Raw genomic sequence first — 20164 nt, 5'->3', positions numbered from 1 at the left:
AATTTACAAGCCTGCGAATTGACCATTCACAATTCACAATTGACATTTATTTATCATAATTCTTCATGATGTATTCAAAGTAATGGATCATTTTCAGATAGTTTTCAATACTAAGATATTCATTGGTGCTGTGAATACTTTGCTGTTCGGCACTGTTGATCTTAATCGGCATGAATCTGTAAACGTTTTTGCTTACAATTTCATATTTACCGGCATCAGTTCCAGCCATGGTAAGATATGGAGTAACAATAGCTCCGGGATGAATTTCTTTCACTCCTGCTTCTATTATTTTAAAAGCTCTTGTATTGGTTGGAGAAATAGCAGAGGCTTCTCTTGTATTATCAATTTCTTCTACTTCAACATCAAAACCTTCAGTGGCTTTAGCAATGTGATCTCTTACATCTTTCACCGAATTTCCGGGAAGTAACCTGAAATTAACTACAAATTCCACTTCGGGAGAAAGTACATTGGTACCATCACTTCCCTTCATCATCGTTAAAGCTGTTGTAGTTCTAACCAAAGCATTGGTTGTATTATTTTTGGTAAGCTGGGAAATCAGTACTGGTTTTAAAAGCCATTGATTCGCCAATGCCATTCTTGTGGTAAAAGGCATTTCACCTCCGATATTATTAAAAAATTCTTTGATTAAAGGGGTAATAACAGGCTTCATCTGGTGATCTTCCAGACGCTGCATGATAACGGCAGCTTTTCCGATTGCGCTTTCCATAGGAGGCATAGAAGAGTGTCCGCCCAGCCCTTTTACTTTGATTTTTGCAGAAAGAAAACCTTTTTCTGCACATCCTACTACGGCAACATCTGTATCAATTCCGGCTACATTTCCTTTTCTCATAATCAATCCGCCTTCGTCATAGACCGCATCGAACTTCAATCCTTTTTTCTTAAAATAATCGGCGATCTGCATCGCTCCTTTTTTTCCGCCTACTTCTTCATCAAAACCAAAAGCCAGATAAATATCACGCTGTGGAATCTGTTTGTTTTTGATCATAGAATTCATGGATTCCATAAGGGAGAACAGCATTCCTTTCATGTCTATGGCACCTCTTCCATAGATTCTTCCGTTGGCAACAGCTCCTGAAAAAGGGGCAAAATCCCAATCTTCAGCTACTTTTGAAACAGGCTCGGACGGGTTATCATCGGGACGGAATATATTTTCTTGGTTATTTTTAATATCAGCATCTCCGGGAGGAACTACATCCATATGAGAAAGGAATAAGATGGGTTCCAGAGCAGGATTGCTTCCTTTAAGTCTGAACACCAATCCGTATTGGTTTACCTCAACATTTTCTGTGTTCTGATAGACTAACGGATAAGAAGCTTTTAAATAGGTTTTGAACTGTTCAAACGGTGCATAATCAAATTCACCCAAACTACCTGTAGAAACGGTGGGTACTTTTATTCCTCCTGAAAGTCTCATGACTGCAGAATCATTTTTTACAGGTTTCCAGCCCTCACCTGCGCCAATAGTATTTTTCTTAAACGGATAGGTGTAGGTTTTGATCAATACTACAGCAGCCAGAATGACTACGATTCCCAAAAGGATTAAAAGAAATTTTTTCATAGCGGATAGTTTGTGAAGTGATTTTATTCTATAAATATAAAAAAGTATTTCATGCCTGACAATTTAAAACCCGGCTTTTTCAATCAACAAATCCAGCCCTTTAACAATTTTAAATTAATTAATCATGTCCCTTTGATAAAAACAAGATCGTCATTGGAATAAAGAAAAAAAATGAAGAATATTCTGCACGTTATCTCCAGCGCAAGAGGAGATCTGTCTTACAGCATAGGGCTCAGTTCAGCTCTTTCGTATACCAATAGCATTGTGAGTGAAATCCGTGAAGCAGATATTATTGTTATTGGAACACTGGAATCGTGTGGGACAGTTTAAAGATAAAAAAGTATATCTCGCTGTTGCTTCGGGCGGTAGAAGTGCTGAAGATGCTCCGGATTATATTGCTGCTTATCTCAAAGATGTTTTCAGAAATTATACGGGAACTACTGATGTGGAAACCTATTGTATTGAAGGACTATGAAAAATGGTTTTACAGCGGATTAGGAAAGTATTCTGAAAGAGTTTTGATGGTGGATAATAGGGTTTGTTTTTAACGCAAAGTTTTCAATTATTAATATTGAAGATAAGGGAGCAAAGGAAGAATCAACAAGTTGATTGGATGAAGCTTTGTGATTTTAGTAATGTTATTAATTTGCCTTTAATGCAAGGGCACGAAGGTTTTTTAATATTGCTTTGTTTTATAAGGCGCAAGAACATTTCGCCTGCGCTCAATGTGAGATTTTCAGCAAGGAAGTTATGATAGAATTGTGCCTTATAAAACTATTACTATACATGTGTTTGTGATAAACCTACCTCTTCTAATTCAGGATTTCGTTCATTTCGGTTAAAATGATAGGTTTTCCATCTGTGATTACGATGGTATGTTCGTGCTGGGCCATATAACCGCCTTTATTGCCTACCATGGTCCAGCCGTCTTTTAATTCTACAGCGATATTGGAATCGGTGGAAATAAATGTTTCAATAGCCACTACAGAGTTTTTCTTGAAACGTCTGGAATCAAAACGGTTTCTGTAGTTCAGCAGTTCATCAGGCTGTTCGTGTAAGCTTCTCCCTACTCCATGGCCTGCAAGATTCTTAATAACTTTAAGACCTCTTTTTTTGGCTTCTGTTTCCATTAAATGTCCTATGTCTGCTATTTTCACACCGCCTTTGATATTGTTGATAGCTTTTCTTAAAATATCTTTGGAGGCCTCCACCAATTTTTGATGTCCGTGAATATCTTCTCCAATCACGAAGGAACCACCGTTATCCGCCCAATATCCGTCCAACTCTGCAGAAACATCAATATTGATCAGATCGCCTTCTTTCAAAATCCTTTGATCTGTTGGAATCCCGTGACAGAATTCATTGTCCACACTGATACACGTCCATCCTGGAAATCCATATGTAAGATAAGGTGCTGATTTTGCTCCGAAGCCTTCCAGTATTTTGGCTCCATATTCGTCCAGATCTTTGGTGGTCATACCGGGTTCGGCGTAATCCATCATCTTCTTCAGCGTATAGGCAACAGCTTCACTTACTTTTTGCATTCCGAGCATCTGATCTTCGTTGGTAATTGACATCGTTTTGTTTTGATTGTTATTGAGAACTACAAAGTTAGGAAATTAAAATATTACAGTATGCCCTATTTCCACTGCTCGAATCTATTTATTGAAAATATAGTGATTACCCCCTTCACCAACCCCCTCTACCCCCTTGGGTAAGGGGGTAGATCCAGTTATCTAAGGGGCTAAAGGGTGTTCCATAACGGTCTCCAGCTGTTTGAATAAGGGGTGACAGGCACTTATAGAACGGTATGGAGACTGTTATGGAAGGGGTTACAAGCTTTTCCGAAGGGACTGAAGAGAGTTCAATAACGGTCTCCAGCTACTTGAATAAAAGGCTATAGGGACTTATGAAAACAGTTGAGATGGTTGTAAAATAGTTATATCTATTTGATAAAGTGTCCGAAGGTACTTACAATAGTGTCTGAAGGCATTTCTTAAATGGTTGGAGACAGTTTACGAAATGGTTACAGCAAATTAATGAGCAACTGCGGACACGTACTGTAGTAACCGAAAGCACTTCCGAAGCTGCTGGAGACCGTTTATAAACCAGTTGCCGACACTTTACTACATATGGCCGGAATATTTTACCGGATATTTTTTAACCTTTACTTTACAGAATGTATTATCTTTGAATCTTCACAAATTGATTAAAGAATGGACTACAAAATACATCAGGGAAGAAATGTAAAACGTTTCAGAGAAATGCTGGGCATCAAGCAGGAAGCATTGGCGCTGGACTTAGGTGAAGACTGGAACCAAAAAAAGATCTCTTTACTTGAACAAAGAGAAACCATCGAAAACCAGCTACTCGAAAAAATATCCGAAGTACTGAAAATCCCCGTAGAAGCTTTTCAGAATTTTGATGAGGAACAAGCTGTGAATATTATTTCTAACACATTTAATATTGATAAAGATGCTTACATAGGAAATTCCAAACCTACTTTCAACATCAATCCTATTGAAGAAATTAAAAAACTTCACGAAGAAAAAATCGCGTTGTATGAGCGTATGCTGAAGGAAAAGGATGAAATGATGAGCAGACTGGAAAAGCTGCTTGATAAGTAAGAGAGTTTATAAAACATACACTTTTAATAGAACGAAAAACCACTGCTGTGCAGTGGTTTTGTTTATTTGTGGACACGAGCGGGGGTTTTATTTACAGACACAAACGATGTTTAACTAATATCAAATCCATACATCCATTTATTCAAAATTCCATCTGAACTACCCAGATCTACTGCATCCATAATTTTTTCAAAGGAAGAGCATATGTACTCACGATCTTCAGTATCTAAATTATATGTATCGAATCGAATAACATTTTTTGATATAAGATTTACATAATCTTTATCATTAAAATTATTCTCTACTCCTGATATAAATTCATCAATAATATTATTAAATAAATTTATTAATACTGTCTTATTTTCTTCGTCAGCTAAACCAGGATAAAAACCTTCTGATTCGAATGTTATTTCCTTTTTTACATTTTCTAGTTGTTCAGTCTTGTTTATCATATCAAGTTTTTTTCTTTAAAAAAGTTTTCCAAATCCTTTTTGAATTGATCCCAATCAAAATCCTTGATTTTTTTCTTAATTGAATCTAAAGAATTTAATGATAAAAGAATTTCTTTTGCTACAATTTTTTTACACTCTTCGTCTGATGAATTTTGAAATTCTTCAAAATTTAATTTTAAATTATATTCTAAATTATTTTCTATAGTATAGGCAAAATCTTCATCATGAAATTCTTTTTTTCCTTTTGTATATACAGGCTTTCTTACTTTAAAAAAGTTTTCAAAATTAGGACTGACACAAATCACTCCTATAACAATACTTTTTAAATCGTTCCCATAGTTTTTTACTTTAAAATACTTCTCTATATCATCAGACAATTGTGTAATGATGTGTTTGTGTTTAACTTCTCTAGAAGAAGTTATTGCTAATCCAAAATCCATTTTTTATCTAAAAATTTTATTTCCAGAAGGTAATGCTCCATTAATCATAAAATAACCATAAATCATTATCTTTTCTTGTACTTTTCCTTTATTTCCAAGATGATCTCTATACTGGTAAATATAACGGCTTCTCTACAAAAGAGAGTAAAAGCCACTGCAAAAACAGTGGCTTTTTGTTTTATTCACGGACACGAGCGAGACGCTCGCGCCAGCGGGGGGGGTCTTTTTACCAACACATCTGAAACACCTGATATGAACGCTAACACTAGCTTGCAGTTTGTTGCTTATGTATTTAATTATTTTTTTCAAACTCGTATTTTAGCATTTCATCAGGATCACCTTCCCATATAAAAATATTCCAAGGTGGGTTATTTCCATTGATACCTTGCCCTGAGATATAAAATAAAATTTCCCCTTTTGTTCCCTCGGGTAGATTATATTTCATAGTAATTCCATTGTCTATATTATCAAGAATACCACTTTCTACATTTTCTGTAAACTGCCAAGTTCCTTCAGCATTTAATTCTCTATTTTTATTTTTTGGAAAACTACTGATTTTATAATGATCGACCCCTTTCAAAATACAAGTTCCATTTTTATTTAATTTGATATATGCATTATCAGATGACTTCCAAGTTCCTATAAAATCTGATTGTTTTGGCTTAGTTTCACCACAACTATATAACATAATTGTTAATAGTGTAATTAATAAATATTTTAATTTTGTTTTCATTTTAGATATAATACTTCTGTCCAGTGAAATGATTGAGTAGTTTTAGACCCCCAACCTGTTTTAAATTTTTCATTAATAAGTTTCCCCGCTGTCTGTTGCCAAATTGGAAGATAGCCAAGCACAGGAGGGCGCGACGCAGATTGCATTGTAGAAGAATTTTCAACATGAAATGAAACAACTACACTCTTATTATATGCTGCTGCCGTGTATTCTAAGTTATAAGATCCTAAATATGTTACTGCTAAATTCCCTGTTAACCCGCCTGTTAATAACGTTGAATAATCTTTAAGATAAAGCCCAACTCCTTTTATACCACCTAGCTTATAAGAATTTGACCCCTCTAAACTACTTTGACTTAAAGCCATTTTAGATAGGATAATATCCCTAGTGGCTTGTACATGACTATGTTGTCTTAACATTTCTGTCATTAAGTCTCCATTAGTAAAATCTCGATGTCTCGGACCTGTTCCTGAAAGCCACTCTACACCTAATTGCCAAGGAGTTATTTCTTTATTTGAAGGAAAATTTTCACGCCTTAATTTCAGCATGTTAAATTGTCCCACTCCAGTGACATTTGGGTCAGAATCCTCATAATCTGTCCACCATTTCAAAGTACCATTCTGATTAACCAATCCGCCACTTCCCCCATTATAAAATGCATCCATCAGATCTGCAAACGCCTGTGTCTGTACGAAGGGTCTACTTCCCGAACCACCATGATCACCACCATTCCACATAGTTTTTAAATTACCCCCAAATCCTGCACTTTCATAAGAACTGCCAAACCAGCTGCTTCCATATAACGTCGTATTCTGATCAAAATTCCAGAATAAGGCAGAATCATGCTCTCTCTGTGAGGCAGACACATTTTGCATTCCATCCGGATCAATAAACATCACAGGATTATTATAAGCATAAGCATAGGTACTCCATTCTCTGGATGTTTCTGCCAATGGATCTATTACACCCCATCTTCCAAGGTCCGGCATATACATTCTTGCCCCATAATCATACATTCCACTTTCCTGAAGTTCTTTACCATTGTATTTGTACTGATAGGCATTCTGAGTAGTGGCGGTATAATTATGCATCATCCCGAAAGGATAATAGTTATTCACTTCTACAATTTCCCCCGGTTTCCAGTCATCAATACAAAATTTACCACTACACATAGAAGCATTGTATCTTCTTGGCTGGATGATCCCGTCCTTATTGGTGTCTGTATAGCTAAGTCTTATATTTCCGAGATGATCTTTATAATTATAGACATAACGTTCATTCAGTACATCATAATATCCTTCTGCTGTGGGAATAATTCTCAGTTTCAAAACCGGGATCTCATTTGGATCAGGTTGGAAAATTCCTTCTCCATTCCATGATTCTATTTGGAAGGTAGATTTATACTGAAGTCCGTCCAGGTAATCTGTTTCCATATCTCCAAAGAGCTTCTTTACCTTTACACCATCCGCTCTGTAGGTATATTGGGTTACTTTAGCGTTTTGTGTAATTTGTTGCGGTAAATTTAGATAATTATATTGAATAGCAGAAATACCTTTATCAGGATTGCTGATCATATTTCCGTTTCCGTCTGAGCTGTCATTATCATAGCCTATGGTTCCGGGATTAGCCATATAAGGATAACCTGATGGGTTTTGCTGCTCATCGGTAACCCTGATCAGTTTATTTCCTGTATAATCGTACTTCAGATTATCTATGGCCAGAGCTGTTGTATTTCCAATGGCCAGTTCTCCGGATCTTTTCAGTCTCGTGATATTTCCGTTCAGATCGTATTCCATACTTTCAAAATACTCTTTCGCCGTTTCTTTCCCTGCCTTTTGGTAAAAGCCTGCAGAAAGTCTGTTTAAAGCATCGTAAGAATAGCTGTATCTTTTCAGAGGTTCGTTTTCTTCCGTCAGGGTCTTCCAGGATACTTCGGCAATGTTTCCGTTAAACCTTGGCTTTACCTTCAAATTAGGATAATCAGGATTGGGAGTTTCCAGCCCTTCTACCTGGTTATAATTCATCTTATATCCAAAAAGATCATTCCCAAGATTAGCAGGATCATTGATCTGAGTCATCCATCCTCGGATATTATACTGGTAGTCAATCGTCTGAAGAGGCTGGGATATCTGGGTTCCACCCACTTTTTTATTTAAAAGCTGGGAAAGCTCGTTATAGGTATTTTGCGAAAGGATCTCTACTGCATTGTTATCAATCTGGTGTTTGTGTACCAGCAGTCTGCCCTGGCTGTCGTACTCATAATTTTGGGTAATGGTCTTTTCAGGATCACCCGCCAGCCTTTTATGGTAAGCTTTGGTTTGTTTAATAAGTCCTGCAAAATCGATTTCAGACTCAGTCTTGGTATATCCTCCCAAATGATTGATGGTATGCGATCCTACTACTCTTCCTTTGGTATCATACCAGATATAGTTCTTTGTCCAGCCATTATCTTCAATATTCCTTACATAAGCAGCTGTAGGCAGGGTTTTCGTACTGATCACACTGTTCTGGGCATCCTGAGAAAGAATATCCTGCCCCATGACCTGAGTGGGCGCAGTAGGAGTTCCGGCAGGATAGATATCATAATAATTAACAGACAAAATACTTTCAGGGGTAAAATATACAGCTGTATAATAAATATTCATTCCATTCCTTACAAAACCTGTCGAATGGCGCGCATCATAAATAACCAAATCCTTGATCTGATTCTGTAATGTTGCCCTACTGTCATTAGAACTGAATATTCCTGTATAGACAATCCTTCCAAACTGATCATACTTGGTCATCATCCATTTTCCAGATCCTCTCATATTAGCATCCTGGCTAAGCATAAGCCTGTCGGCTTTATCATACACCAAGTATTCCCAGCCTTTTCCTGGTAGTTTCTTTTCTACCAGCCTGTTCCAGCCGTCATAACGGTATTGGTAGCAAAGATTATCCAGCGTGGAAGCAGAGACCGCACCGGAAACAGAAGCCAGCGGGGGAAGAGTATATGCCAATTGGTTGAATTCATTATACACATAATAAGTATCCGCCTTTTCGGTAGCGCTGAGCATTTTTCTGGCAAGAACCATTTGTCCCTGCTTGTTGGTAAACTCTATGGTAACATTACCGTCTTCATCAGTTACCATGTTTTTGGCTAAAGTATTAACAGCATAGTTTCCATTGTTGGAAAGAATACTGTTTGTTCTTCCTTCTACCCATGTTGTCGTAACAGTATATTTTGTGACCTCACCATCTTTGTTGGCATCATAAGAAAACAGGATAGGCTTATTACTCCAGGCATTTCCTAAAGGGGTTTGCTGCTGTATCCTTTGCAGCGGAGAGTTTTCCACGAGTTTCTCAGAATAAATCTTTTCATTACCGTATAGAGAGGAGGCATTGGCAAGCGGAGAGGGGTAAAACGCTCCATTTTGTGTTCCTGTCTGTGGTACCGGAAGATAATCTTTTACCTGTCTTCCATAGGTATCATATTCTGTATGGCTTACGATATCATTTCCCAAAGGAGAGGCTTTAATGGCTACGCCCTGTACCGGTCTTCCCCAACTGTCAAAATACTGTACGTTTTCTGAAGTTTTGGTACAATCGTTATTCAGACATGTTTTGCTGTAAATATAATTTTCAGAAGCCGTTAGGTTGGTCTGCGCAAAGCTGAATGTCACAAACAACAGACTGAGTATATTTAAAAAATTTTTCATGGTATGGTGCTTATTGTTTGTTGTGATACTGATATTCTTTTACGGTTTTATACGAGATGTTTCCTCCTGCATCTTTTTCCATTTTTTTTACCTTCTTCAGTCTTCCTGCATCATCGTATTCATACACTTCCCTGAAACCTGATGGTGGAGTTGTACTTGTCATCCCTACTAAAGGATCATAGGAATAGGTGGTAACAATATAATTTGCCAATGCAGGGTTTTGCCTGAACGTATCAAGGGCATTAATAAGATTTTGTTCTGACTGTTGTGCAGTCATTCCCTGAGGCTGTATATAATCGTCATTGGAAGCATTTACAATAGCCGTGATAGCAGCTTGCGGGATGTCTGATAATTTGGCTCTGTCTATTTTGGCAATGAGTTGTGTTTTATTATATCCATAAATAAAGGTCGTGGAAATTCCCACTGCGGATGTTATCTGCTGAAGATTTCCTTTATCATCATACAAATCAAATGTTCCGGTTTCCTTCTTAGAACCGTCTGCAATATTGGTTGCCAATACAGAGGTAGGCATCAGAAGGGAAGGATTATTGTACAATGTTTCTGCTCTGGACAATATTTTCCCGTTTTTCTTTTCTTCTGTAATCACAGGAACGCCTGTCATGTAGGCATTTTCAAGTTTCTGGTAAGCAGACAGCCCTATCGGATAGGTATAAGTCTTTTCAGCAATGTCACCATCTGTAGTCATCTTTGTATAGATGGATTTTAAGTTAGAACCGCTGACTGTAGTTTCAGATTTACTTTCCAAAAATCTTCCTCCAGGATAGAGCGCCTTATTGGTATTGATGCTTTTCTTTATGTAGGCTGGTTTTGAAGTCATTTTGGAACCTGCTAAGAAGCTATATTCGTTATCGGAAAAATTATCCAGTTCATAATCATACAATTCTGTGGTCAGAAGGGTATTCTGATCATCATAATTTTCTTTTTTGGAAAGCAGTCCTCCTTTGGTGATATTGTAATAAGGCCAGAAATATTCAGGAGATGATCCTCCTACGGTTTGCTGTTTAGGATAATCATCTGGATTTTTAAATGTATAGCGTACAGACCCCTTACCCGCTTCTGAAACTTTTACATTTTTGTACAGGACATATGTAGTCCACAAACCGTCGTCAATGTCTCTCTCATTGTTAAATAAATATCCACTTGCACTGTCAGGCAGATCAAAAGAATCATAAGTGTAATTTACACTTCTCTGTGGAGTTGTATCATTGATATCTTTATAATACTTAATATTTTTTATCCTCGAATGTACTCCTGATTTTCCATTTCTGAAAGGTCCCGGATATACCTTTACTTCCGAACTGCCGAAAGTTCCATTGGCTTTTGCTTCTCCTGTGCGGACGATTTCCAGGGTATAATCTCCCGGATAAGCATCCAGATTATATATTTGATTGTAGAGATTATAAGTAATGGTAAAGGTGGGAATAATAACTTCAGTTCCTCTTTTTAAGGTAATCTTCAGGTTATGTTCTTTAGGTTTGAATGGTGGTGGTGGTGGATCAGGGCGTTCATAATCTGTAATATTGAGGACAAATCTGAAGTTTTTCTTTACCTGCTGATTTCCAGGAATATTGAAGTTGTAAACCAGAGATTGAGTGGTATTAATCGTCCCACTGTTAATAGCAGAAAAATACTGAATATTAGGATAAGATATCTCACTGGTTCCTACAAGACTGGCAAGAAATGCAGGATCATTAAAATTAAAATACAGTTCTCCTGGTTCATAGTTATATTCAGTGACCCCACCTGTTGGAGATATCATTTTTTTCAATGATCCATCCCCTGAAGGATAGGTGTACACAAAAGTGTTCTTTTCTATAGGAGTCCCGCTTTTATCATTTTTAATAACAGAATTCAATATCCTTTTCTTTTGTGCAGCGGCAGTTCCTACAGAAAGCATGGTGTAATTAAATGCATAAGAATACAACGTTTCTCCGGCAGGATTTTTCATGTATATTTTCTGTAAACTATAGGGATCACTGGTAGCCTCTGCATTTGCATCTTTATTTTCCAGCGTTTCATCATATACATAGTCAAATGCTACCTGCCCTTTGCGGCTGGTGATGCTTTTGATTTTATTCTGCTGAAAGATTAAGTATTGATTATTGGTTCCTTTGTATTTTGTTTTTTTATCATAGGTTACCGCTGCTGTTTCTACCCCGATAGGATTCAGAATACGGGTAAGGTAATAAGCTGTTTTGTATTCATTTCCCATAAAAAACTCTCCACAGCTATATCTGGCAGCATCAAAATCTGTAAAAATATATTGGTATCCGTTATCTGCGGTAATGGTAAAACTATCTGCTTTAAAAGTTGCCGTATTACTGTTTCTTACATAATCAATTTTGACATGGTTAGGGGTAAGATTAATGAGGGTAAACGTATTATTTACAATATCCCTTTTTATACTGAACTTTCCGGATAATCCCGGAAGATTATAGTAGTAGATATCATCAAATTCATTTTTCAGATAATTGGCAGAACCCGCATTATCATAGCATTCATCCAGTTCATTAATAATCTTTTTATAGATCACGGCAGCTCCAAAGAATGACCAGCCTGCTCCCACATCACTCGCTGTACTGGACTGATAAATACTTTCTGTATTATAACCTAATCCCATTGGCCATGCTGTATCATCTGAAAGCGGTGCATTCAGAAGAGGAAGTCCTATTTCAGGAAGCCCTGAGGATAATGACATGGGTACATCGGAATAACGGGACATGGCAGCCATGGATGGCGACGCAACAGGAGTCGTTACAACATCTCCCACATTTAGCTGAGAATATCCCTTTTGTACCATCATGGACAATAAGGATACTAGTATAACTTTTCTTCTCATCAGTTTATTTCTTAATTAATTTGGCATTTGCCGTTTTATTGGTATCAGTTTTTATCGTCACCAGATAAGCTCCCTGAACTAAAGGCTGGGTATTGATTTTGGTAACTTTATTCTTTGTTTTAATATTTTGAAGCTGCCTTCCACTCATATCATATAACAGAATATCTGCTTCTTTAAAATCGAAGCCGATTTCTACATAAGCGTAGTCAGAAACAGGGTTTGGATAGATTTTGATATCGTATTTTTCGATTAATTGGTCTACCTGTTTATCTCCCAGTTTCACGATTTTCCAGTTTTCTTTACCTAATTCTTCTGCACTGGTTCCAGCGAGAATAATGGAACCGTCTCTGTTGAGTTTTAAATCAGAAAGCCTTTCTTCTTTTTGTCTGGATTCTCCTTTTACGTGTTTTCTCCACTGCTCATTGCCATTTTGGTCCAGATAGAGCATCCAGAAGGTCTCATCATCGGTTTGGATTCTTCCTTCAGCCTGAGTATATCCACCTAATAAAATCCCTTTGGAAGATTGATCATCTGCCGAATGAAGAACGTTCATTCCCATTAGAATATCTCTGTTTTTGAAATTGTAGGATTTCTGCCACTGCTCATCACCTCTTTCATTTAAAGCAATCAGCCATAAGTCTGTTCCTTCTTCAATGCCCAAGGTTTTGTTTCCCGATCTTTCTGATCTTGATTCTCCACCAATGATAAAGCCAGTTGAAGTTAATGCCAGGGTTCTCAAATGATCATCTCCTTTACCTCCGAAGTTCTTCTCCCATTCTACTTTTCCGTTTTTGTCCAACTTGACAATCCAGTAGTCGCCCTCACCAAAGTTTTCAGTTTGTTTCGAGTTTCGGGATATGGGATTCGGGTTTTGAACGTTTGATGCAGAACCCGAACCTCGCATCCCGGAATCTTGTTCAGAACCCGAAACACGAACCTCGGAACTCCTTGAATAAATCCCAAGTAATGCCCCACCATCTTTTGTTGGAATCATCTTCTCTACTTCATCCAATCCTTTTCCACCTAAAATTAATTGGGAGAGTTCTTTTCCATCTTTATCAAGTTTTGTAATCAAAACATCTTTTGAACCGTATCCTTTGGGTGAGTTCTGTATATTTCCGGCCACAAAGAATCCTAAATCGGTAGTTTGAATAACAGATCTTGCTTCTTCATCAGAAGAACTTCCCAACGTTTTCTGCCATAGTTCATCACCAAATTCATTGATTCTGATCAACCAGATATCTGAACCGCCTTTGGAATCGTCTTTTTTATCTAATCCTTTTCCGGAATAAGATGTTCCGGCCAAAAGAAATCCGCCATCCTGAGTAGTAACAGTCGCCGACAGATAATCATGATTTGATCCTGAGAAATATTTTTCCCAAACCTCCTGTCCCTGTTGGTTCAGTTTGACCAGATGAAAATCATAACCGTTGTTTTGCTTACTGCCTGAAGCCTGTTGCTTATTGCTTTGAATAGAACTTCCTGTGATCAGATACTGTTGATCTATGGTTGTAGTGACCTGGCTTAGAAAATCCTGGGTAGAGGATTGGATGTCTTTCTGCCACACCACTTCCTGAGCAGATACGCCCAGAATTGTGCATAAAGTGAATGCACTGAGATAAAGTTTTCTCATTCTCGTGTTGTCATTTTTTGAGTTAGTAATTAGTTTATTAAAACGAAGCGAATTTAACACTTTTTAAGATACGACAATCACAATACTTCAACCTGCTATAAATCATACTATTAATAATCAAATTTCCTTTATATTGTATTACAATTTATCTTATTATGATGCAAAAATATCTACTCACAGCGACAGAACCTGTCGTGTTAAAAAGAAAAAAGGGCCAACTCAAAAGAATTGACCCTTCCAAAAAACATTAACTGTTTATTGATAGAATTATGATGTTTTATTTCCAGCCTCCACCTAAACTTTTATAGATGTCGACTACAGTACTGAGCTGTTTTTGTTTTGCTTCGATAAGCTCCATTTTGGCATCCAATGCATCTCTCTGGTTCAAAAGAACTTCAAGATAATCTGCTCTGGAATTACGGAACAACTGATTGGCAATATCAATAGACTGATCCAGGGCTTTCGTTTCCTGTGATTTCAACTGATAATACTGATCAATATTTTTAACCTTCGACATCAGATTGGCAACGTCCAGATAAGCGTTCAAAATGGTTTTATCATATTCGTATAATGCCTGAACCTGTTTTGCATCTGCAGTCTGGAAATTAGCTTTTATCGCACTCTTATTAATAAGTGGCCCTGCTAATTCACCCACAAGATTATATGCTATTGATTCCGGTAATTTAACAAGATAGGATGGTTTGAAAGCTTCCAACCCTAAGGTTGCAGAAATTTCCAAAGAAGGATAAAATTCTTTTCTTGCAGCTTCTACATCCAGTTTTGAAGCCTTTAATTCCAGTTCTGCCCGTTTGATATCAGGACGATTGGCTAATAACTGAGACGGGATTCCGGTATATACTGTAGGAGGAATTGTAGACATAAAGTTTTCCTTTGTTCTCACAATCGGTTGTGGATATCTTCCCAGAAGAGCATTGATTTCGTTTTCCTTCTCAGTGATCTGCTGACGGATTGTATATTCGGCTGCTTTGGATTTTGCCAGTTCTGCTTCAAATTTTTTCACAGCAAGCTCCGTTGCAGCAGCGGCTTCTTTCTGAATTTTGGAAATTTCAAGTGCTCTCTGCTGAAGCTTGATATACTGTTGTATAATATCCAATTGATTATCAAGTGCCAATAACTCATAATAATTATCTGCTACTTCTTCAATAAGATTAGACAAAACAAAGTTTTTCCCTTCTACTGTAGAAAGATAATGGGCTACTGCAGATTCCTTCTCCGTTCTGAGCTTTTTCCAGATATCAATCTCCCAGCTTGCATTTAATCCTGCTTCAAAATTTCCAAGCGGATCCGGCATTTCTTTTCCAGGTTCAATTTGTGTTGTTGCATCACCTGCTCCTTCACTGGTATAACGACCTGCTTTTTTTAATCCTGCTCCTATTCCCGCAGAGACAGTTGGAGTCAATCTTCCTTTTTTAGCTAAAACACCACTTTTAGCAATTTCAATCTCCTGAAGCGTGATCAGGAGCTCCTGATTATTTTTTAAAGCCGTTTCAATCAGCGTTACAAGGTTAGGATCTGTAAAGAACTGTCTCCACGGAGTTGTTCCGCTATTACTGTTAGCATCCTGCTGTTCTTCCTGATTAAAATTTTGAGGAATATTTTCTTTTACCTCGTCTTTTATGACAGTCGCCATTGGCGCCTTACAGCTTGCAAGTACAAGCGATAAGGCAATGGCTGTGATTATATTTTTAGTCTTCGAATTTTCCATCATGTTCATAAGGTTCAGTTTGTTCTGTTAAAGGATTCTCTTCTTCATATCTGGCCAATCGTGACTTATCGGCAATTGTTCCGAAGATATAATACAGTCCAGGGATAATCATCAATCCGAAAATAGTCCCGATTAACATTCCTCCTGCTGCTGCAGTACCAATGGTTCTGTTACCAACTGCTCCCGGTCCTGTTGCGATCACAAGAGGAATCAACCCCGCAATGAAGGCAAATGATGTCATCAAAATCGGGCGGAAACGAATGGCAGCACCTTCAATAGCCGCTTTTGCTACAGGAATTCCCTCTTCAGCTTTCTTCTGTACAGCAAACTCGACAATTAATACCGCATTTTTACCCAAAAGTCCGATGAGCATGACCATGGCCACCTGTGCATAGATATTGTTTTCCAATCCTAAAAGCTTTAAGCATAAAAATGCTCCAAAAATACCTACCGGAAGAGATAAAATAACCGGCAGCGGAAGGATGAAACTTTCATACTGTGCGGAAAGAATCAGGTAAACAAATCCTAAACATACCAGGAAGATAAATACGGCTTCATTACCACGGCTTACTTCATCTTTAGAGATCCCTGCCCAGTCGATACCAAAACCTCTTGGAAGTGTTTTATCCGCAACTTCCTGAATCGCTTTGATCGCCTGACCACTACTGTATCCTGGTGCCGGAGTTCCACTCACCTCGGCTGAGTTATACATATTATGTCTCGTGATCTCAGATAATCCGTATACTTTTTCCAATCTCATAAAGTCTGAGTAGGGAACCATCTGATCTTTATCATTTTTAACATACAGTTTCAACAGATCAGTCGGTAGGGCACGATATTGAGGACCGGCCTGAACAATTACCTTATACGGCCTGTCAAAGCGGATGAAACTCGTTTCATAGTTGGAACCAATCAATGTAGAAAGGTTATCCATTGCTTTTTCAATCGTCACTCCTTTTTGTTCTGCAAGATCATTATCAATCTTAAGCATATATTGCGGGAAACTTGCGGAATAGAAAGTAAATGCTGATCCCAATTCCGGACGTTTTTTAAGCTCCTTCACAAAATCGTTACTTACCTGTTCCATTTTATGATAGTCTCCACTTCCTGCCTTATCCAGCAAACGAAGTTCGAAACCTCCTGCGGCTCCATATCCCGGAACGGAAGGCGGCTGGAAGAATTCAATATTGGCTCCCGGAATATTTTTGGCCTTTTCTTCGAGCTTTTCAATGATTTCGGCAGCAGATTCTTTACGCTCCTCCCAGCTTTTCAGGTTGATCAGACAGGTTCCTGAGTTGGATCCGGTACCTTCAGTCAAAATCTCATATCCTGCTAAGGATGAAACAGATTGTACACCGTCAATGTCTTCAGATTCTCTCAAAAGCTCTCTTGCAATCTGATTGGTCCTTTCCAATGTGGACCCCGGAGGTGTCTGAATAATGGCATAAATCATTCCCTGATCTTCAGCCGGAATAAATCCTGAAGGTAAAGAATTGCTCAGGAAGAATGTACAGGCACAAAATGCTAATAACAAGGGTAATGTTATTGTCTTTTTCGTCACTGTTTTATTCAAAAGCTTCTCATATTTCCCGGCACCTTTTGTAAAGATGTTATTGAACTTATCAAGGAAAATAGTAATTGGAGTTTTCTTTTTAGGTTTTCCGTGGTTATTTCTTAAGATCAATGCACACAATGCCGGTGTTAAAGTAAGTGCCACTACCCCTGATAAAATAATGGATGAGGCCATTGTAATAGAGAACTGACGGTAGAATACCCCAACCGGTCCGGACATAAATGCAATCGGAATGAATACCGATGCCATTACCAATGTGATTGCAATAATTGCTCCACTGATTTCATGCATTGCTTCTTCTGTGGCCTTCAATGGAGAAAGATGTTTTTCTTCCATCTTGGCGTGAACGGCTTCAATCACTACAATCGCGTCATCTACCACAACCCCGATCGCCATTACCAGCGCAAAGAGGGAAATCATATTCAGGGTAATTCCGAAAGCAGACATTACCGCAAATGTTCCCACCAATGAGACCGGAACGGCTAATGCAGGGATCAATGTTGAACGCCAGTCTCCAAGGAATAGAAATACTACGATAGCAACCAGAATGAAGGCTTCAAATAAAGTATGGATTACTTTTTCCATGGATGCATCCAGGAATCTTGATACGTCATAACTGATATCGTAATGCATTCCTTTCGGGAAGTTATTTTTTTCAAGATCCTTCATCAATGCTTTCACATTTTTGATAACGTCACTTGCATTGGATCCATAGGATTGTTTTACCGTGATCGCCGCTGAAGGTTTTCCGTTCAATGTGGAATAAATATCATACATGGAACTTCCAAACTCTATATCGGCAACATCTTTCAACCTTACAGACTCTCCATTCGGTTTTGCTTTTAAAATAATGTTTCCGTAATCTTTTTCATTATTAAAACGACCGGGATATTTTAATACATACTCGAAAGACTGAGAGCGCTTTCCTGAACTCTCCCCTGTTTTCCCGGGAGAAGCTTCCAAACTTTGCTCGTTCAGAGATTCCATTACTTCATCCGCTGAGATGTTATATGCTGTTAACCTGTCCGGTTTAAGCCAGATACGCATGGCATATTCACGGGTTCCCAGGATATCGGCAAAACCTACACCACTTACCCTTCTCAATTCAGACATTACGTTGATATCTGCATAGTTGAAAAGGAATTTCTGGTCGGCTTTAGGATCATCACTGTACAGGTTAATGTACATCAACATGTTGGGTTCTTCACGCGTGATCTTTACCCCTTCACGCACTACCAAAGGCGGAAGTTTATTGACCACTGAAGATACACGGTTCTGCACGTTTACTGCAGCTACGTTGGGGTCTGTCCCCAGATCAAATACAATCTGAATGGACGCTTCCCCGTCATTTCCGGCATCTGAGGTCATATATTTCATACCGGGAACTCCATTTAATCCTCTTTCCAAGGGGATGACTACGGATTTAATTAACAGTTCGTTGTTGGCTCCGGGATATTCCGCGGTGATATTTACTTTAGGCGGAGAAATAGATGGAAACTGGGTCACCGGAAGTTTCACCAATGACAATATTCCCATAAATACAATAATCAATGAGATTACTATAGACAGAACTGGTCTGCGAATGAATTTCTTAAACATACTGCTTCATTTTAGAGACCACTACTCTGCTTTTAATTTCAATGATTGAAGAACTTTCTTAGGATCCTGGAATTTTGTTTTCACTTTTTGATCATCCTTTACTTTCTGTACGCCTTCCAGAAGAATCTGATCTCCTTTTGAAATTCCTGATCCTACCACATACAAGTCCTGAAGTTCATAGGCTACTTTGATATTTCTGGATTTTGCCACTCCATTTTTATCAATGACAAATACATATTTCTGATCCTGAATTTCATAGGTAGCTTTCTGTGGAATGATCAATGCATTATGAACAGGCATAGACATCTGCACTTTTCCGGTTTCTCCGTTTCTCAGAAGCTTGTCCGGATTAGGGAATTTCGCACGGAAAGCAATATTTCCAGTTTCATTATCAAATTCTCCTTCAATGGTCTGAATTTCTCCTTTTTGGGTATACATTTCTCCATTTGCTGTAATCAGAGAAACCTGGTTACTTCCTCTGTCTGCAGCGTGAGTCTGATAGCTCAAATATTCAGGTTCAGAAACATTGAAATAGGTGTAGATACTGGTATTGTCTGATAACGAAGTCAACAGATCACCTTCATCTACAAGGCTTCCCAATTTCAGTGGAATTCTGTTAATAATCCCTGAAAACGGTGCTTTGATATCAGTAAAAGAAAGGTGGATCTGAGCCAGTTTCATTTCTGCATTGGCAGCATCCAGTTTGGCTTTTGCCATTGCTCTTTCATTTTTAGAAACGATATTGTTTCCTGCCAGTGTACTGGCGTTTTTCAGCTCAATAGAAGCCTGTTCTACTTCTGCTTTTGCTTTTAATAATTCTGCCTGGTACAATTTAGGCATGATTCGGAACAATGTTTGTCCGGCCTGTACATATTGTCCTTCATCTACAAAGATTTTTTCCAGGAAGCCTTTTTCCTGAGCTCTCACTTCAATGTTTTTTACAGATTGGATCTGAGCAACATATTCTTTGTTGATTACGGTATCCATTACCACAGGGGACGTCACCGGATAGACGGTAACTTCTTCTTTTTCTTCTTTTTTCTTATTGCAGCCAACCGCCAACAGAAGGGCACTCAGCGCAATTCCCGAAGCAACTCTTTTTATCATAATTCTAGAGTTTATATAAATCGTTAATGTTTTGATAGAAATAAAAAACGGTAATAAAAGGGGTACGATGTGATGATTACCGGCATACACAACGCAAGTGCTTTCCACCCGGAATCAGGCAGAAAATAAATAGAACG

Annotated in this window: 14 protein-coding genes; 3 read left to right on the top strand and 11 right to left on the bottom strand. The window is 38.1% G+C overall.

Annotation, left to right across the window (positions count from 1 at the left end; all coding sequences use genetic code 11):
- Nucleotides 1-46: 46 nt before the first annotated feature.
- A complete protein-coding gene (locus tag J2786_RS19610; protein ID WP_047428040.1) occupies nucleotides 47-1579 on the bottom strand; it encodes a M20/M25/M40 family metallo-hydrolase in 1533 nt (510 codons plus the stop codon).
- 171 nt (nucleotides 1580-1750) lie between these two features.
- On the opposite strand from J2786_RS19610, the gene J2786_RS19605 reads away from it, so the two are divergent.
- Both J2786_RS19605 and J2786_RS19600 read left to right on the top strand, forming a co-directional pair.
- Nucleotides 1751-1909, top strand: a complete 159-nt coding sequence (locus J2786_RS19605) for a hypothetical protein (protein WP_226798742.1) — start codon at nucleotides 1751-1753, stop codon at nucleotides 1907-1909.
- Nucleotides 1878-2054, top strand: a complete 177-nt coding sequence (locus tag J2786_RS19600) for a hypothetical protein (RefSeq protein ID WP_226798741.1) — start codon at nucleotides 1878-1880, stop codon at nucleotides 2052-2054. The genes J2786_RS19605 and J2786_RS19600 overlap by 32 nt, the downstream gene beginning before the upstream one ends.
- A gap of 337 nt (nucleotides 2055-2391) precedes the next feature.
- Here J2786_RS19600 and map read toward each other — a convergent pair whose 3' ends face one another.
- Nucleotides 2392-3156: a type I methionyl aminopeptidase gene (gene map, locus J2786_RS19595; protein ID WP_310026432.1), complete on the bottom strand. Its 765-nt coding sequence runs from the start codon at nucleotides 3154-3156 to the stop codon at nucleotides 2392-2394.
- Nucleotides 3157-3795: 639 nt separating this feature from the next.
- Between map and J2786_RS19590 the strand changes: the two genes are divergently transcribed.
- Nucleotides 3796-4206, top strand: coding sequence for a helix-turn-helix domain-containing protein (locus tag J2786_RS19590; RefSeq protein WP_310026428.1), 411 nt, complete (start codon nucleotides 3796-3798; stop codon nucleotides 4204-4206).
- A gap of 110 nt (nucleotides 4207-4316) precedes the next feature.
- Here J2786_RS19590 and J2786_RS19585 read toward each other — a convergent pair whose 3' ends face one another.
- The 9 genes from J2786_RS19585 to J2786_RS19545 all read right to left on the bottom strand — a co-directional run bounded on the left by J2786_RS19585 (nucleotide 4317) and on the right by J2786_RS19545 (nucleotide 20024).
- A complete protein-coding gene (locus tag J2786_RS19585; protein WP_310026425.1) occupies nucleotides 4317-4658 on the bottom strand; it encodes a DUF4844 domain-containing protein in 342 nt (113 codons plus the stop codon).
- Nucleotides 4655-5098 (bottom strand): Imm44 family immunity protein, encoded by a 444-nt coding sequence (locus J2786_RS19580; RefSeq protein ID WP_310026423.1) that lies wholly within the window; start codon nucleotides 5096-5098, stop codon nucleotides 4655-4657. Before J2786_RS19580 ends, J2786_RS19585 begins: the two co-directional genes overlap by 4 nt.
- Nucleotides 5099-5390: 292 nt before the next feature.
- The gene (locus tag J2786_RS19575; protein ID WP_216445308.1) at nucleotides 5391-5831 is read right to left on the bottom strand and encodes a hypothetical protein; all 441 of its coding nucleotides are present in this window, start codon (nucleotides 5829-5831) and stop codon (nucleotides 5391-5393) included.
- Nucleotides 5828-9529: a DUF6443 domain-containing protein gene (locus tag J2786_RS19570; protein ID WP_310026418.1), complete on the bottom strand. Its 3702-nt coding sequence runs from the start codon at nucleotides 9527-9529 to the stop codon at nucleotides 5828-5830. The genes J2786_RS19575 and J2786_RS19570 overlap by 4 nt, the downstream gene beginning before the upstream one ends.
- Before the next feature lie 10 nt (nucleotides 9530-9539).
- On the bottom strand, nucleotides 9540-12389 hold the full coding sequence (locus J2786_RS19565) for a hypothetical protein (RefSeq protein WP_310026415.1): 2850 nt from the start codon (nucleotides 12387-12389) through the stop codon (nucleotides 9540-9542).
- A 4-nt stretch (nucleotides 12390-12393) separates the two neighbouring features.
- Entirely contained in the window at nucleotides 12394-14022 is a 1629-nt protein-coding gene (locus J2786_RS19560) for a T9SS type A sorting domain-containing protein (RefSeq protein WP_047428054.1), read from the bottom strand.
- 277 nt (nucleotides 14023-14299) lie between these two features.
- Nucleotides 14300-15757, bottom strand: coding sequence for a TolC family protein (locus J2786_RS19555; protein WP_310026411.1), 1458 nt, complete (start codon nucleotides 15755-15757; stop codon nucleotides 14300-14302).
- Nucleotides 15729-18920 carry an efflux RND transporter permease subunit gene (locus tag J2786_RS19550; protein WP_047428059.1) on the bottom strand — a complete coding sequence of 1064 codons (3192 nt, stop codon included), beginning with the start codon at nucleotides 18918-18920 and terminating at the stop codon, nucleotides 15729-15731. Before J2786_RS19550 ends, J2786_RS19555 begins: the two co-directional genes overlap by 29 nt.
- Nucleotides 18921-18941: 21 nt before the next feature.
- Entirely contained in the window at nucleotides 18942-20024 is a 1083-nt protein-coding gene (locus J2786_RS19545; protein WP_047428612.1) for an efflux RND transporter periplasmic adaptor subunit, read from the bottom strand.
- Nucleotides 20025-20164: the final 140 nt, after the last annotated feature.

Source organism: Chryseobacterium vietnamense, from assembly GCF_031454475.1.
Lineage (GTDB): Bacteria > Bacteroidota > Bacteroidia > Flavobacteriales > Weeksellaceae > Chryseobacterium > Chryseobacterium vietnamense.
This window is presented reverse-complemented; position numbering and strand designations above follow the sequence as displayed.